The organism is Pseudoxanthomonas yeongjuensis, assembly GCF_010093345.1.
In the GTDB taxonomy this organism is placed as follows: domain Bacteria; phylum Pseudomonadota; class Gammaproteobacteria; order Xanthomonadales; family Xanthomonadaceae; genus Pseudoxanthomonas_A; species Pseudoxanthomonas_A yeongjuensis.
Genome location: NZ_PDWT01000001.1, coordinates 1,211,157 through 1,227,721, shown reverse-complemented (window position 1 = coordinate 1,227,721; position 16,565 = coordinate 1,211,157). Strand labels below are relative to the sequence as shown.

The 16,565-nt window shown below is 64.9% G+C and carries 14 protein-coding genes; 6 read left to right on the top strand and 8 right to left on the bottom strand.

The features are described from left to right. The first annotated feature begins 28 nt into the window (after positions 1-28). A complete protein-coding gene (locus CSC74_RS05470; RefSeq protein WP_162313366.1) occupies positions 29-1,645 on the top strand; it encodes a phytoene desaturase family protein in 1,617 nt (538 codons plus the stop codon). Between the two features lie 144 nt (positions 1,646-1,789). Beyond that, positions 1,790-1,924 (top strand): hypothetical protein, encoded by a 135-nt coding sequence (locus tag CSC74_RS17640; protein WP_281349714.1) that lies wholly within the window; start codon positions 1,790-1,792, stop codon positions 1,922-1,924. 126 nt (positions 1,925-2,050) lie between these two features. Here CSC74_RS17640 and CSC74_RS05465 read toward each other — a convergent pair whose 3' ends face one another. The 8 genes from CSC74_RS05465 to trxA all read right to left on the bottom strand — a co-directional run bounded on the left by CSC74_RS05465 (position 2,051) and on the right by trxA (position 11,915). Continuing rightward, positions 2,051-3,880 (bottom strand): DUF885 domain-containing protein, encoded by a 1,830-nt coding sequence (locus CSC74_RS05465; protein WP_162313365.1) that lies wholly within the window; start codon positions 3,878-3,880, stop codon positions 2,051-2,053. 187 nt (positions 3,881-4,067) lie between these two features. After that, positions 4,068-4,865 (bottom strand): queuosine precursor transporter, encoded by a 798-nt coding sequence (locus CSC74_RS05460; protein WP_162313364.1) that lies wholly within the window; start codon positions 4,863-4,865, stop codon positions 4,068-4,070. Next, the gene (locus CSC74_RS05455; protein ID WP_211369550.1) at positions 4,862-6,124 is read right to left on the bottom strand and encodes a PQQ-dependent sugar dehydrogenase; all 1,263 of its coding nucleotides are present in this window, start codon (positions 6,122-6,124) and stop codon (positions 4,862-4,864) included. The genes CSC74_RS05460 and CSC74_RS05455 overlap by 4 nt, the downstream gene beginning before the upstream one ends. Positions 6,125-6,157: 33 nt before the next feature. Continuing rightward, entirely contained in the window at positions 6,158-6,829 is a 672-nt protein-coding gene (locus CSC74_RS05450) for a DUF502 domain-containing protein (RefSeq protein WP_162313362.1), read from the bottom strand. Positions 6,830-7,084: 255 nt separating this feature from the next. Further along, entirely contained in the window at positions 7,085-7,537 is a 453-nt protein-coding gene (locus CSC74_RS05445) for a DUF4442 domain-containing protein (RefSeq protein ID WP_162313361.1), read from the bottom strand. Between the two features lie 65 nt (positions 7,538-7,602). Next, positions 7,603-9,240: a CHASE2 domain-containing protein gene (locus CSC74_RS05440; RefSeq protein WP_162313360.1), complete on the bottom strand. Its 1,638-nt coding sequence runs from the start codon at positions 9,238-9,240 to the stop codon at positions 7,603-7,605. Continuing rightward, positions 9,237-10,841 (bottom strand): FecR family protein, encoded by a 1,605-nt coding sequence (locus CSC74_RS05435; protein WP_246192947.1) that lies wholly within the window; start codon positions 10,839-10,841, stop codon positions 9,237-9,239. Before CSC74_RS05435 ends, CSC74_RS05440 begins: the two co-directional genes overlap by 4 nt. A 210-nt stretch (positions 10,842-11,051) precedes the next feature. Then, a complete protein-coding gene (trxA, locus tag CSC74_RS05430) occupies positions 11,052-11,915 on the bottom strand; it encodes a thioredoxin (protein WP_162313358.1) in 864 nt (287 codons plus the stop codon). Between the two features lie 134 nt (positions 11,916-12,049). Here trxA and CSC74_RS05425 point away from each other — a divergent pair, with 134 nt between their 5' ends. The 4 genes from CSC74_RS05425 to leuS all read left to right on the top strand — a co-directional run bounded on the left by CSC74_RS05425 (position 12,050) and on the right by leuS (position 16,521). Continuing rightward, complete coding sequence (locus tag CSC74_RS05425) at positions 12,050-12,694, top strand: hypothetical protein (RefSeq protein WP_162313357.1); 645 nt, start codon at positions 12,050-12,052, stop codon at positions 12,692-12,694. Further along, positions 12,691-12,906, top strand: a complete 216-nt coding sequence (locus CSC74_RS05420) for a helix-turn-helix transcriptional regulator (RefSeq protein ID WP_162313356.1) — start codon at positions 12,691-12,693, stop codon at positions 12,904-12,906. The genes CSC74_RS05425 and CSC74_RS05420 overlap by 4 nt, the downstream gene beginning before the upstream one ends. Further along, positions 12,903-13,508 carry a DUF998 domain-containing protein gene (locus tag CSC74_RS05415; RefSeq protein ID WP_162313355.1) on the top strand — a complete coding sequence of 202 codons (606 nt, stop codon included), beginning with the start codon at positions 12,903-12,905 and terminating at the stop codon, positions 13,506-13,508. The genes CSC74_RS05420 and CSC74_RS05415 overlap by 4 nt, the downstream gene beginning before the upstream one ends. A gap of 373 nt (positions 13,509-13,881) precedes the next feature. After that, entirely contained in the window at positions 13,882-16,521 is a 2,640-nt protein-coding gene (gene leuS, locus CSC74_RS05410; RefSeq protein ID WP_162313354.1) for a leucine--tRNA ligase, read from the top strand. Positions 16,522-16,565 lie beyond the last annotated feature (44 nt).

Below are 16,565 nucleotides of genomic sequence, written 5' to 3'. Positions count from 1 at the left end.
CCGGCGATTCCCGCCGGGGAGCAGCGGAATGACCAAGGCCTCGGACAAATGCGATGTGCTGCTGGTGGGCGGCGGCCACAACGGCCTGGTCTGTGCGACCTACCTCGCCAGGGCCGGCTTGAAGGTGACCGTGCTCGAGCGCAGGCACGTGGTCGGCGGCGCGGCGGTGACCGAGGAATTCCACCCGGGCTTCCGCAATTCGGTCGCCTCCTACACCGTGTCGCTGCTGCAGCCCAGGGTCATCGCCGACCTGGACCTGCATGCGCACGGATTACGCATCGTGCAACGCAAGCGCAGCAACTTCCTGCCGTTGCCCGACAACCGCTACCTGCTCACCGGCGGCGGCGAGACCGAACGGCAAGTGGCCAAGTTCTCGCGCCGCGATGCGGAACGCCTGCCCGAATACGAACGCCGCCTCGAAGCCATCGCCGATGTGCTGCGCGCGTTGGCCTTGCAGCCGCCACCCAACGTCACCGACAACGGCTGGTGGAAGGCCCTGCCGGAATTGATGCGCGCCGGCCGCCTCGGCAAGCGCCTGCACGCGCTGGATGAAACCCTGCGCCAGGAATTGCTGGACTTGTTCACCATCTCGGCCGGCGAATACCTGGATCGCTGGTTCGAGAGCACGCCGATCAAGGCGGTGCTGGGTTTCGACGGCATCGTCGGCAATTACGCCAGCCCGTACACGCCGGGTTCGGCCTATGTGCTGCTGCACCATGTGTTCGGCGAAGTGGACGGAGTGAAGGGGGCGTGGGGCCACGCCATCGGCGGCATGGGCGCGATCACCCAGGCCATGGCGAAAGCCGCCATCGCCGCCGGCGTCGAGATCCGCACCGATGCGGGCGTGCGCGAGGTCATCGTCGAGAAAGCCGATGGAAAGCCGGGGCGCGCCAGCGGCGTGGTCACCGAGTCCGGCGAAACCCTGCGCGCCCGTGCGGTGGTCGCCAACGTCAATCCGAAACTGCTGTACGAACGATTGATGTCGCCGAACGTGGTGCCCGCGCCGACCCGCGAACGCATGGCGAATTGGCGCTGCGGCTCCGGCACATTGCGCATGAACGTGGCGCTGTCGAAGTCGCCCGATTTCAGCGCCTTGCCGGGCGAGGGCGACCATCTCACCGCCGGCATCATCATGGCGCCGGACCTGGACTACATGGATCGCGCTTACCTGGATGCGCGCGAACACGGCTGGTCGCGCGAACCGATCGTGGAGATGCTGATTCCCTCCACCCTGGACGGCACGCTGGCGCCACCGGGCCAGCACGTCGCCAGCCTGTTCTGCCAGCAGGTGCAACCGGAACTGTCCGGTGGACGCGGCTGGGACGACCATCGCGACGAAGTCGCCGACGTGATGATCGCGACGGTGGAAAAGTACGCACCGGGCTTCAGCGCTTCGATCCTCGGCAGGCAGGTGTTGACGCCGCTGGACCTGGAACGCACCTTCGGTCTGATCGGCGGCGACATCTTCCATGGCGCGCTGTCGCTCAACCAGTTGTTCAGCGCACGCCCGATGATCGGGCAGGCGGATTATCGTGGCGCCGTGCCGGGGCTTTACCTTTGCGGCGCCGGCACCCATCCGGGCGGCGGCGTGACCGGTGCGCCGGGGCATAATGCGGCGAAGGTCATCATCTCCGATCTGTGTTGATGGAGCCTCCCTCATTGGAGCGCACGCTGATGCCCGAGCCGAACAACTGCATGGGGCCATCCCTATTGGGTCACCTACACGTATGCACTGGCGTACTGGACGATGGGTTCCAGAGAGCTTGCGCTGCGGTGGTTCGAGGCAACGGTGCGCGCCATTCCCGAGTGGGGAACGGATTCGGGATTCGAGCAGAAAACAAAATACTGGCGGCCGCGCCAGCAGGCGCAGATGCGCGCGCTGTTCGCGGAATGGAGGAGCCGGCATCCGATCGCGGCTGGCTGACGATGCAGCGTGCTGTAGGAGCGACGCAAGTCGCGAAGTCCGATAACTCGATTTTCCGGGCTTCGCGACTTGCGTCGCTCCTACAATGATCGGCAGGGCGGATACGAAGTACCCTCCCTGCGCTGATCAGCCTTTCCTGCTCGCGATCCAGCGGTCGATCTTGGCTTCCAGCACGTCCAGCGGCACCGAGCCGTCCTTCAGGACCTCGGCATGGAATCCGCGGATATCGAACTTGTCGCCCAGTTCCTTTTCGGCCTTGGCGCGGACCTGCTGGATCTTCAGTTCGCCGATCTTGTAGGCCAGCGCCTGCGCCGGCCAGGCGATGTAGCGCTCGGCTTCGGCGGTGGATTGTGTTTCGCTCTCGGCCGAATTATCGAGCATGTACTTGATCACCTGCTCGCGGGTCCAGCCCTTGCTGTGCAGGCCGGTGTCGGTGACCAGGCGGATCGCGCGCCACAGTTCGTTCTGCAGGTAGCCGAAGTAGTCGTAAGGCGTCTCGTACACTCCAAGCGACTTGCCCAGCGATTCCGAATACAGGCCCCAGCCCTCGATGAAGGCGGTCTCGCCACCGAAGCGGCGGAACGCCGGCACGTCGCCGAGTTCCTGCTGCAGGGCCAGCTGGAAGTGGTGACCCGGGATCGCCTCATGCAGGAACAGGTCTTCCGCGTCCCAGGTCTTGCGCGTCGGCAGGTCGTAGGTGTTGACGTAGAAAATGCCCGGACGGCTGCCATCTTCGCTGGGGCTCTGGTATTCGCCACCGGCGGCGGACTTGGCCCGGAACTCTTCCACCGGGCGGATCTCGAACGGCGCTTTGGGGATCAGCGAAAACTGTTCCGGAATACGCTTGTTGATGCGGGCTTCCAGGGCGCGGTAGTACGCAAGCAGTGCGGGCTCGTCCTTGAAACTGAAGCGCGGGTCGGTCTGCATGAACTTGAAGAAATCCTGCAGCGAACCCTTGAAACCGGTCTCGGCCATCAGCTTGCGGATCTCGCCATGGATGCGTGCGACTTCATCCAGGCCAATCTGGTGGATCGTCGCCGGGCTCATGTCGGTGGTGGTGGTGTTGCGGGCGTTGTACGCATACCAGGCCTGGCCGTCCGGCAGCTTGTCGATGCCCACGCTGTCGCGCGTCGCCGGCAGGTATTCGTCGTTGATGAAGGCGCGCAGCTCGCGATACGCGGGCAGCAGCTGGTCGGCGATCATCGTGCGGTACGCGACGGTGAGGCGTTGCTTGTCGCTATCGCTGAAATCCTTGGGCAGGTTGCTGATCGGACCCCAGAACAGGGTGTCCTCGGGTTTGTCCTTGATCAGCGCGTCCAGTTGCGGGATCACCTTGACCATCAGCGCGCGCGGCTGGACCACGCCGGCTTTCATGCCTTCGCGCATGTTGGCGATGTCGGTGTCGAACAACTGCGGCAGCTTGTTGCCGCGGGCCAGCCAGTTGTCGTAGTCCTTGACCGTCTTGAACGGTTGCGCGCTGGTGCCGCCGCCCAGCATCACCGCATAGCTGGCGATGCTGCCCATCTGGTTGACCGGCATCATCCAGTCGGGGAAGCGTTCGCCCTCGAGCGAATTCTTCGCGTCGCGGACGAAGATTTCGTAGCTCAACAGGTCCTGACCGGCCAAGCCGTCGCTGCCCACGCCTTCGATGGTCTTCAACCAGCGCACGCTGAATTCGTGCTGCTGTTTGCGGTACCCCGCCGATCCGAAATCGGGCAACTGGTCGTTGTAGCGGTTGTCGCCCTGGAAGGTGGCCTGGACCGGGTTGAGCTTCAGCACCTCTTCCCAGTATTCGGCATACAGCCTGGTCAGCCGGGCGCCCTTGTGCACGCCCTCGGACTTGGCGACCTGGGCGGTTCCGGCAGCATTCCTGCTTGCGGCCTCGACCTGTGGAACTGCGGTGAACAGAATGGTGGCAGTGGCAAGGGCGAGCAAGCTGGGCAGCAGACGGGTCATCGCGAGGCTCCGGAAGGCGGTAGCCAGCGAGAGTGCCGCATGCGTGCCCGCAAGGCCAGCGACAAAAGTCACGGAACTGCCGTTGTAGGAGCGGGCCTTGCCCGCGATGCTCTTGCGATTGCGTCACGAAAAGCATCGCGGGCAAGGCCCGCTCCTACGCCCCGGAGGAAGTCACTGTGGGGACGGGTCAATCGGAGGCGGCTTCCTCGCGCAGCTCTTTCTCGCGTGCATGGCCCAGATAGGCGCGGATGCCGTGCCGCATCAGGTACAGCAACGGCAACAGCGCGATGGCAGCGAGCATCTTGTAGGCGTAATTCACCGTGCTGACCGCCAGGAACAAGGATGTCGGCCATTTCTGTGGCCCCAGCACGAAGGCGATGTACAGGACCACGAAACTGTCGACCAGTTGCGACACCGCGGTGGAACCGGTCGCGCGCAGCCACACGTGCTTCTCGCCCGTTGCGTTGCGGATGCGGTGGAACACGGCGACGTCGATCAGCTGGCCGAGGAGGAAGGCGACGATGGAACCGGCGATCGTCCACATGCCCTGGCCGAAGATCGCGGCGAAGGCCTTCTGGTAGTCGGGCACGCCCTGCGACTGCGCGGCCGTCACCCACCAGTCGGCGGGCGCAAGCGCGATCGCGGCGAAGGCGAACAGGAAGCCGTACACGATCAGCGCGACCGCCACCCAGGAAATGAATTTCACCCCGCGTTTGCCGAAGAATTCGTTGATGGTGTCGGTGAGGATGAACACCACCGGCCACAGCAGGGTGCCGGCGGTGAAGCTCAGCGATCCTTTCTCGCCGAACAGGTTCCACTGCAAAGGCGCCATGCCCAGAGTGTCTTCCAGAGCGAAGATCTTGACCCCGATGAATTCGGCTAGCACCGCGTTGACGCAGAAGAACGCGGCCAGGGCGATGAACAGGCGGACTGCGCGATCGTCGAGGGTGCGGGTGGGGCTGCGTGGTGGCGCGGTATCGTTCATGGCGTGACCGGAAGAGCGATGGGTGGAGTGGGTGGCAGGCTGGGCCGGACGTAATAGACCACGCCGCGGCGGTCGTCGCTGAGCAGGAACGAGTCGTCGCCGAAAGCGAGGATGCCGCAGGGTCGGCCCAGCACCTTGCCGCCCTGCAGGAAGCCATCGATGAATGTACGGGTTTCGCTCCCATCCGCGGTTGTCTGCACTACGCGGTAGCCACGGCCGAGGCGCGCATTGGTCGAGCCATGCAGGGCAACGAGATGACTGCCGGCGAGACGCGGGTATGCCGGGCTATCGGCCGGGGAACTGGTATCGGTCGCGCTGAAGTACGCGAGTCCCAGCGCCGAGGAATGGGCGGGGAATGTCGCCAGTGCCTTGGGCACCGCATCGCAGCCAGCGCTGCGCGGGAATTTGGGATCGGCACGGACGCGGCCCTGCCACTGGTAGCAATGCGGCCAGCCGTAGTCGGCGCCATCTTCGAGCCGATACAGGGTTTCCTCCGGGCGGTCGCGGCCAAGGTGGTCGGCGCCCTGGTTGGTCGCGACCAGACCATGGTCGATGAACGCCAGTCCGACCGCATTGCGCAATCCGCGCGCGTACTCGCGCGATTCACTGCCATCCGGATTCATTTCCAGCACCGAGGCGCGGATCGGCTCCTTCTCGAGGCAGGCATTGCAGCTGCTGCCCACCGAGACATACAGCTTGCCGTTGTCGGCGAAGGCGATACTGCGGGTCAGGTGCCAGCCGCCGTACTTGTAGGACAGGCCGTAATCGGGAAACGTGGCCACGGTTTCGGCTTCGCCTGACGGCGCGTCGTCGCCATTCCGGTAGCGATAGCGCACCAGCTTGTCGGTCAGTGCCAGGTACAGCCATTGCCGTCCTTCGGTATCGACATGGAAGGCGATGCTGTTGGGGTTGCGCAGGCCGGTGAGATAGGGAATCGCACCACTGAAGCGGCCGCCCGCCGCATTCCATCCGTCGAGGATGTAGACCACGCCGCGCCGGTTGTCGCCGAGGTCGTGCATGTCGGTCGCGAACACTCGCCGGTCGGGGCTGAGAGCAAAGAAACGCACTCGCTTCAGGCCCTGGAGGGCGGGGCTGATTGTGTAACCGGCCGGCAGTTGCAGGTCGAACCGGCGGCCGCCGTCGAGTTCGATGCGGTGTGCGGTCAGCGACAGTGGCGCCGATCGGGCGGCGCTGGCATCGGTACCGGCCAGAACCACATCGGCGCAGAGCAAAGCGATGAGCGCGGCGGACAACCGCAACGCGCGATCGTTCCGCCACCGCGACTCCATGACCTAGCGATCACCTGCGCGGGTGAAGGGCACGCTCTCCGGCGAAACCGCGCCGCCGGAGATGATGAAGCTCATCGCCTGGTCCACGGTCCAGTCGGTCGGCGTCAGCAATTCGATCGGCACGATCTCCAGATAACCGGAAGTCGGGTTGGGCGTGGTCGGCACGTACACGGCGGCGAGCTCGCGTCCCGTGCCTTCTTCCTTGAGGATGCGCGTCACCAGGCCAACCGATTTCATTTCCTTGTGCGGGAAATCCACCAGCACCACGCGCTGGGTATTGCCTGGCTTGGTCTGCAGGATGTCCAGCAGCTGGCGCGCGCTGGTGTAGATGGTGCTGGCCAGCGGGATGCGCAGGATCAGCAACTCGAACCAGCCCAGCATGCGCTGCCCGATCACGCGCCGGGTCAGCACGCCGACCGCGAGGATCACGAACAGCGTGGCCACCAGGGCGATGCCGGCCTGCACCCACTGCGCGTTGAACCAGCCCATCGAATCGGGGAACGAGGCGGCGATCTGGTGCGACATCGGCTCCACCAGCGGCCGGCTGATATCCGACAGCAGCACGAACACGAACTTCACCACCACCCAGGTCAGCCAGATCGGCAACAGGGTCAGCAGGCCGGTCAGGAACAGTTTCTGCAGGGAAGGGCGTTGGGCGGTGGGCGGGGTAGTCATGCGGGCATTGTAACGGCGGGTGGGGCGGCAGAGGGCTGCAGAGCCCCTTCTCATCGTCATTCCCGCGCAGGCGGGAATCGCTCTTCGCTTTCCGCGCTTCATCGCCGAAGCAATCGAGAAAGCTCGACGCTACCAAGCAAGAGCAAGAGCAAGAGCAAGAGCAAGAGCAAGAGCAAGAGCAAGAGCAAGAGCGATTCCCGCCTGCGCGGGGTTTTCAACAGCCGAATGGCTGGTCATGACGAGTAAAAAACGCGTTCAGCGCTTGCGCTGCTTCAGCCGTACGTAGATCTGCTTGCGCACCCGCGCCACCACGTCGCCCTGTGCATCGACCACGTCCACCGGGAACCAGCGCAGGGTTTTCTCGCCGCTGGCGGTGACCGCGCGGATTTCATCCAGCGCGCTGTCTTCGACATTGAACTCGGCGTGCACGGTGCCCTTGCCGGGTTTGACGAACTCGATCTCGGCAGCCTTGTCCCAGACGATGTAGTCGTTCCCCAGGCATTCCTTGATCGGGATCATCCAGAACGGGTCGGTCATGGCGAACAGGTTGCCGCCGAAGTGGGTGCCGACGTAGTTGCGGTTCCAGGGGCGGGAACGCAGCTCGACCCGCACGTAGCGCCAGTCGGGGGCGATGCGGGTGACGTGGATGGCGCTGGCTAGGAAAGGAGGCCAGAGGTTGAAGATCAGGCGCAGCGTGGAGGCTTTCATGCGCTTGGAGAATCAGGAGGGGCGGTAATCCTACCATACGTATAAGTATGGTTAATTTCTCCACACTACCCCGGCAAGGCGCAATAGCGGTCGCGACCTTCGGTCTTGGCCTGGTACAGGGCCAGGTCGGCCTGGTCGAAGATTTCCCGCGGAGTGGTGATCTCGTCGGGCACCCGCGAATGCAGGCCGATGGTGACCGTTATGCCGGTCAGATCCGCGTGGTTGCCGGGCACGGGCAGCTTGCGCACCGCGGCCAGTAGCGACGAGGCCATGCGGATGCCTCCTTCGCGCGTGGTGTCCGGCAGGATCAGTGCGAATTCGTCTCCGCCGAAGCGCGTGGCCACGTCGCGAGGGCGCGCGTAGCCGCTGATCGCCGTTGCGACGCGCGTCAGCACCAGATCCCCGGCGTGGTGCCCCAACGTGTCGTTGAAGCGTTTGAAGTGATCGACATCGATCAGCAGCAGGGTCAGTGTCTTGCCGCTGCGTTGGGCGATCTTGATCTCCTGCCGCAAGGCCAGGTCGAAGCGGTGGCGGTTGCCCAGGCCGGTGAGCGAATCGCGCTGGGCCAGATTCTGCAGACGCAGGATGCGACTGCCGAACAGGAGCAGGGAGGCGAGCGCCAGGGTGACCAGGCTGCCGGTCGGTGGGAACCAGCGATTGAAGACATGCAACAGGCTGGCATTCACGCCGACGATCAGCGCCGCACCGGATACGACGATGAGCCAGGCAGGCAGGTAACGCCAGCGGCTGACCATGCCCAGACCGAGCACCAGCAGCAACAAGGCCGCCGCTGCAGCTTGCTGCCAACGGGGCATGGGCACGATGGCCTTGTCGCTGAGCAGCATCGAGGCGACGTTGGCCTGGTACTCGGTGCCGCTCATCCACACTTCACGCGAGGTCGGAGTCAGGAAGCGCGGCGCGACCCCGGTCGCGGTCAGGCCGACGATCACGCGGCGATCGTGCAGCGCCTCGGGCGGCACCCGGCCTTCCAGCACGTCGACATACGACACCTGCGGGAACGTGCCAGGCAGATCCGCGTAGCGGATGCCGACGTATCGATCGCGCGACCACAGATAAGGGGAGGATGTGCGCTGCGCGGGCGTGGCCGGCTGGCCCGGCAGTTCGATGACCGCTTCGGCGATCGCCGCGCCCAATGCGGGCCAGTGCGGTTCGCCCAGGCCGGCGCGCAGGTACAGCCCTCGCGCCACGCCATCCGCGTCCACTTCGATATCGCTGTGGGCCAGGCTGGCGGCTGCCGCCGTCAGTTCGGGCATGGGCAGCAGTTCCACTGGCGGTGAGCCGGCATCGGTCATGGTTGCGGTGACTGGAAGGATCACCTTCCCATTGCGGCGCATCGCTTCCGCAAGGCGCTGGTCGTTGCCTGCGCCGTTGCGGTCCGGCTCGCTGAAGAACATGTCGAGGGCGACGTTGCGCACGCCGGCTTCGGTAAGCCGGTCGAGCAGGCGTGCGTGTACTTCACGCGGCCATGGCCACTGGCCCAGGGCCTCGAGGCTGCGGTCGTCGATCGCGACCAGGACCACACTGGGCTGGGCCGGGTAATGCCAACGCCCGACCAGGAAATCGTAAAGCGCATCGTCCTGGCGCCAGAACACAGCGCTGAAAGTCAGCACCGCCGCCGCAGTCGCCACGGCTGTGGCGGCGAGCCACCGCAACGGCCACGACAGGTGCGCGCGCTGGGTCATAAGGCCAGCAGGAGCAACAAGGCGCCACCGCCGACATAGCACAGCCGGCAAGGCAGTTTGAATTCCTGCGGTGCCGAGAACGGCCCCGCATAGCCGTCATCTTCGATGCGCTGGAAGCGGATGTGCCAGGTGCCGGCCGATGGCCGGTCCAGGGCCACCTCGGGAGCTTCCACTTCGCGATCCAGCAACAACTTTGAAAAAGCCGGATCGCGGGATATCTGCACGCGGTAGCGCTGCGCCGATTCGCTTTGTTGCCAGCGGATCGTGAGCTGCCCCCTGCGCGCGACCGGAGGCTGCATTCCGGTGACCACCGGTTCGTCCGTGACCGTCATCGGCTGGGGCTGGCTGAAGGCGCTTTGCTGGCCCTGCATGCCGCGGGATGCGACACGCCAGAAATAGTCGCCGGGGGCCAGGGGCTGGTCCGGGCGCAGGCGTGTGCCGTTGGTGCTCTGCTCGGCCAGCAGGTCGCGGAAGGATGCGTCGCGGGCGATCTGCAGGATGGTGGCGGCGGCCTGGGGGTTGCGGGTCCATTCGAAGCGTGGTCGGGCGCTGGAAACCGTTTCGCCTTGCGCCGGGCGGATGGTCAAGGGAGGCGCCGGTGCATCGGCCACCGTCATGGGGGCTTGCGCGTCCTCGCCTTCCACGCCCTCGACGGTGACCGCACGTACCAGCAAGCGGTATTCGCCGGGCGGCAAGCTGTCGATCCCGGCTTCCAGGTGGCCGGTGTCGCGGGCGAAAACCAGAATCTCGGGAATCAGCGCGTCCACCACCTCGATGCGATAAGCCGCCGCGCCGGCGACAGGCTCCCATGAGACATGGATGGGAAGCGTGCCCAATGGTTGCTGCGAACCTTTCAGCACGGGTGCGGGCAGCAATGCGACGGTAGCGGGTCCTGCACCTTCGTGCTGCAGTGCCGCCTGCCCTGGCAGGAACAGGCCTTTACCCAGCGATGAGCTCACGAGGACCTTGCCCTCCAGCACTTCCGTCGCAGCATGCTTGCCTGCATCGCCGGCGCTCACGCGGAAGCGCGTGCCGCGCACGCTGCTGGTCGCCGCTGGCGACTGGATGATGTAGCGCGACGCCGGGCCCTTGGCCGGGGTGACCTGTTGTTGCGTACGTCCCTGTTGCAGGCGCACGCGCGTGTCGACCATGCCCGTATGCCCGTACTGGCTCAGTCTGTCCAGGCGGACCACGCTGTTCTCGCGCAATTGAAGCTTGGATCCGTCGGCGAACTCGAGCGTGGCGCTGGAGTCCGGCCCGGTAGCCAGTTCGTTGCCGATCCCGAGGACCTGGCCTTCCACCGCCTGATGTGACGCGGCGCCTTCGGCATCGCGCAAGGTGACCGTGCCACGACGGGCCAGGAGTCTGGCCGGGGCAGGTCGCAGCCGCAGCCATGCGATCGGGAAACGCAGCGTCTGCCCAGGCCGCAAGTGGTAAGGGTCGGCGATGTTGTTGTGTGCCTGCAGTTGTTGCCAAGGCCGGTCGGATCGCAAGTGCCGGGCGCCAAGGTCCCAGAGCGTATCGCCGGGGCGGACGCGGTAGGACCAGTCCTGGGCATTGGCCAGGGAACTGGATCCGAGCGCGAAGAACAAGATCAGCAAGAAACGAAGCGATGGGGGAAGATAGGGAAAACGTCGGATCACAGGCACGGCGGGCTCTTCATTCCGGGGACCTACCACTCCCGGATGGCCCGGACCGTGTTCCGCCCCCCAGGCGGCAAGGCTTCGACACTGCGTCAAAACCATTCCGGGTCGTCACCGGCCCGGATTCTGTGACGATTATCGCTTATTGGCCCTGCCGAGGCAGCGGGTTCAAAACAACAGCGAGGACATCTTCCGCCGGTACTGGCCTACCAGACTGTCGTCCTCGACCACGCGGAAGGCGTCGATCAGCACCTTCTTCGGCAGCCCATTCTCGTAGCCACGGTCGCGGCGCAGCATCTCCAGGAATTGCTCCAGCCCTGCTTCTGCCTTGCCGCCAACGAGCTGCTGCGCGCCCAGCAGATGACGTGCGCGCAGGTCGTCGGGGTTGGAGGCGATGGCCGCTTCCAGCACTTCCACGGGCGGTGCGTCCTTCGCCAGCAGGACGAAGCCCAGCCGCGAGCGTGCGCGGACGGCACGATCGTCGGTGGCCAGGTTGGCGGGCAGGGCATCGAGCAGGGTTTCGGCTTCGCCGGCGGCGCCGGTCCTGAGCAGGGCCAGGGCCAGGTCCAGCTTGAGCTCGGCTTTTTCCGGCTCGGTTTCGATGGCCTTGCGCAGGCTCATGACTTCCGCATGCGGATCAAGTGGCGCGATTTCCGCGGCCACCGGCTCGTCGTTGGCAGCCTGGCCGGGTTCGATGCCGTGTTTCTTCAGCAGCTCGCGCAACTGGCCTTCCGGCACCGCGCCGGGGAAGCCATCGACGATCTGCCCGCCCTTGACCAGGAACACGGTGGGTACCGAGCGGATCTGGAAGGCGGCGGCGATTTCCTGTTCCTTGTCCACATCGACCTTGGCCAGACGGAAGGCGCCGTTGTATTCGCCGGCCAGCTTTTCCAGGATCGGACCCAGGGCCTTGCACGGCCCGCACCAGGTGGCCCAGAAGTCGACCAGCACCGGGGTCTGCAGGGATTGCTGCAGGACTTCGGCCTCGAAGGTCTCGGTAGTGGCGTCGAAAACGTGGGCTTGGTCGGACATGGCGGGCTCGTTCGGAAATCTGGACAAGGAGATGGTGCCGGGTGGAAAGGATACAAGCTGATGTAAAGAGAACTTGACATTGGAAAAATCGTATGTAATGTTTTTATTACATTATGTATGCATGGAGTGACACCATGGTTCTGCCGCATCCTTTCAAGTCGTCGCATCCCCTCTGGCTCCTGCTGGGGCTTGCAGGCTTGGTTGCCGGCCTGTGGCTGGTGTTCTGGCCTCCTTCCGGGAGCACGACATGGCTCGGCATGGGCGGGCCGTTGCTGGGTTGCGGCAGCGCGTTGGCGGCCATCCAGCTTGCGTTGTGGCGCAAGACCGGATTCGAGCACGTGGCCGCGCCCGCGGAGATCAATGCCTGGGTCATGCTGTTGTTCCTCGGCGCGATCATCGCGGTGTCGCTGGGCAACGCCGACCTGTTGGCGACTGGTCTGTCCGCGCGCGGAGCCATGCACTTGGGTTCGAAACTGGCCGCACTGGTGCTGTTCTACCTGATCCTGGCCCACCTGCTGCGCGTTCGGCGCGGCGCGGCGATCCTGGAGGACGAGCGCGATCTGGAAATCAAGGCACGGGCGGCGGCCTGGGGCCGCGGGGCATTGGTGCTCTGCGTCGTCGGCCTGATGGTGATGCTGGGTTTGTCACCTGCCGAAAAGCTGCGCTGGGCGACACCACTGGTCATCGCCTCGCAACTCTGGTTCGCGCTGCTGTGGGGCTGGCTGGTGGAATACGCTGCAGTGGTGTTCCTCTACTGGCGCGATCGGAGCGGGCAATGACCGGCACGCCCATCGCCAACGAAATCCGCCGCTGGCGTTTCGAGCGCGGCGAGATGACCCAGGAAGCGCTGGCCCAGGCCTGCGGGGTGACCCGGCAGACCATCATCGCGCTGGAAGCAGGCAGATACGCGCCATCGCTGGAACTGGCGTTCCGCATCGCGCGCGCATTCGGCGTAGGCATCGACGAGGTCTTCAGATGGAAAACGGAATGAACCGGGCGACCCGTTACGCAGCTATCGCAGCCGCCGTTCTGTTCGCGGCGGCGGTCGCCGGATTCGGTGCGGCGCTGGAGGGCTACCTGCAATCGCAATATCCGGTCGCCTTGCTGGGTGCGAAGGGATTTCCGCATGCGCTGGCCTTCAATCTGATGGCATTCGTGTTGCCCGGGATGCTGGCCGGGGTCGTGGCAATGGATTTGCGCCGGCGCCTGCCGGGCGACGCCGGCTGGCCGTTGCGCATAGGCGCGCAGCTGGTGTTCCTGTCGGCGCTGGGATTCATCGCCATGGGCTTGTTGCCACTGGATCCGCGCGACCTGGAAAGCGATGCCAGTCGTTTCCACGGCACCGCGTGGATGCTGTGGTGCGTGGCTTTCGTCCCGGGTGCCTGCCTGCTGGCGGCAGGACTGCTGCGCCGGCCCGGATGGAGGCGGTTCGCGCGCTTGAGCCTGCTTGCCGCCCTGGTCGTGCTGGTCGCCGCATTCGTGCTGACCAGTGTGATCGCTGCCGGCATCGCCCAGCGCCTGGCATTCGGGGCGTGGTTAGGCTGGCTGATCCTGGCTGGCTTGCCGCAAGGCGCCGCAGGAGGCAAACCCTGATCCGTGCCGATGAGCGAGAGGCGTATGTCCACGCCCATGCCTGGTAGGGGGAATCCTGTTTTTGATCGTCATTCCCGCGAAAGCGGGAATCCAGTGACTTTAAAGGTCGTTGAAAGCAACGGTGCTGGGTTTCCCCTTTCGCGGGAATGACGATTTGTTTTGAGGTTTCTGGAGATTTCCTTGAGCCGAGGGTTCGCGGACGAGGTCGTTCCTGGCGGAACATGACTCGCCCGTACTGGCGTTTCCGCCGCAGATCGTCGATTTCCAGTGAATTCCCCCGCTGAAAGCGTGCAATGGCAGCCAATGCGATGGCAGTGTCTGGTGCACTGCGGTACGCTTCGCAGCTTGATTTCCGCGCCGAAGTCCGCCTTTCATGCCTGCCTCTACCGAACCCGTCGTCCACGATCCCAAATCCGTCGAAACCGCCGCCCAGTCCTTCTGGGACCGGAACAAGGCTTTCGAGGTCAACGAAACCTCCGACAAGCCCAAGTTCTACTGCCTGTCGATGCTGCCGTATCCGTCCGGCGCGCTGCACATGGGCCACGTGCGCAACTACACCATCGGCGACGTGATCAGCCGCTACCAGCGCATGACCGGCAAGAACGTGATGCAGCCCATGGGCTGGGATGCGTTCGGCCTGCCGGCGGAAAACGCCGCGATCAAGAACCATACCGCGCCGGCCAAGTGGACCTACGCCAACATCGAACACATGCGCAGCCAGCTGAAGTCGCTGGGTTACGCCATCGACTGGTCCCGCGAGTTCGCCACCTGTCGTCCCGATTACTACGTGCACGAGCAGCGCATGTTCGTGCGCCTGTTGCGCAAGGGGCTGGCCTACCGCAAGAATTCGGTGGTGAACTGGGATCCGGTGGACCAGACCGTGCTGGCCAACGAACAGGTGATCGACGGCCGCGGCTGGCGTTCCGGTGCGATAGTGGAGAAGCGCGAGATCCCGCAATGGTTCCTGCGCATCACCGATTACGCACAGGAGCTGCTGGACGGACTGGATGCATTGCCGGGCTGGCCGGATTCGGTCAAGACCATGCAGCGCAACTGGATCGGGCGCTCGGAAGGGCTTGAAATCAAGTTCGCGGTGGAAGGGAGCGATCCCCTGACGGTGTTCACCACGCGCCCGGATACGCTGATGGGCGTGACCTTCATTTCCATCGCCGGCGAACACGCGTTGGCCCTGAAAGCGGCAGCCGGCAATCCGGAGCTCGCCGCTTTCCTGGAAGAACTGAAACATGGCGGCGTGTCCGAAGCCGAACTGGAAACCCAGGAAAAGCGCGGCATGGACACCGGCCTGCGCGCGGTGCATCCGGTCACTGGCGACAGGGTGCCGGTATGGGTCGCCAACTTCGTGCTGATGGGCTATGGCACCGGCGCGGTGATGGCGGTGCCGGGGCACGACGAACGCGATTTCGAATTCGCGCACAAATACAAGCTGCCGATCCAGCAGGTGATCGCGCTGAAGGCGCCGAAGAACGAGATCGAGCGGACCTACGATGCCGATACCTGGCACGACTGGTACGGCGACAAGACCCGTGCCGACCTGGAGCTGGTGAATTCGGGCGAGTTCGATGGCCTCGGTTTCCGTGGCGCCTTCGAGGCGCTGGCCGAGCGCTTCGAACGCCAGGGCCGCGGCCAGCGGCGCATCAACTACCGCCTGCGCGACTGGGGCGTCTCGCGGCAGCGTTATTGGGGTTGCCCGATTCCCGTCATTTACTGCGCGACTTGCGGTGCGGTGCCGGTGCCGGAAGCGCAGTTGCCGGTGGTATTGCCGGAGAACGTCGTGCTCGACGGGGTGAAGTCGCCGATCAAGGCCGATCCGGAATGGCGCAAGACCACTTGTCCGGAATGCGGCGGCGCGGCCGAACGCGAAACCGACACCTTCGATACCTTCATGGAATCGAGCTGGTACTACGCGCGTTACACCTCGCCTGGGGCGAAGGACATGGTCGACAAGCGCGGCAACTACTGGCTGCCGGTGGACCAGTACATCGGCGGCATCGAACACGCGATCCTGCACCTGATGTATTTCCGTTTCTACCACAAGCTCCTGCGCGACGCGCGGCTGGTGGACAGCGACGAGCCCGCGACCAATCTGCTGTGCCAGGGCATGGTGATCGCCGATACCTACTACCGGGAATCGGCGACGGGCAACAAGGAATGGATCAATCCCGCCGACGTCGAAGTGCAGCGCGACGAGCGCGGCCGCGTGACCGGCGCCAAGCTCATCGCCGATGGCCGGCCGGTGTCGATCGGCGGCAGCGAGAAGATGTCCAAGTCCAAGAACAACGGCGTGGATCCGCAGGCGATGGTGGACAAGTACGGCGCCGACACGGTGCGCCTGTTCTCCATGTTCGCCGCGCCGCCGGAACAGTCGCTGGAATGGAACGAGGCCGGCGTGGAAGGCATGTCGCGGTTCCTGCGGCGGTTGTGGGCGCAGGCGCAGAAGCATGCGGCTTCGGGTACGCACGCCGGTCCGGTTCCCGACCCGTCTTCGCTGTCCGCGGAACAGAAGGCGTTGCGTCGCAAGACCCACCAGACGATCGACAAGGTCGCCGGCGACTATGGTCAACGCCACAGCTTCAACACCGCCATTGCGGCGGTGATGGAACTGTCGAACACGCTGGGCAAGTTCGACGATGCCAGCGACCAGGGTCGGGCCATCCGCCAGGAAGCGCTGGAAACGGCGGTGCTGCTGCTGAACCCGATCACCCCGCATACCAGCCACGCCCTGTGGCAGGTGCTGGGGCATGAGGAAACCCTGCTGGAAGACCTGCCGTTCCCGCAGGTCGACACTTCGGCGCTGGTACGCGATCAGGTGACCCTGGCGATTCAGGTCAACGGCAAGCTGCGCGGCACGATAATGGTGGCCGCCGACTTGCCGCGCGACCAGGTCGAGGCCCTGGCCAGGGCCGAACCCAATACCGCCAAGTTCATGCACGGCATGGAGGTCCGCAAGGTGATCATCGTGCCGGGCAAGATCGTCAACATCGTCGCCGCCTGAGTGTGGGCACGGCCTGTGGGAGCGGCGTAAGCCGCGAGCCTTTG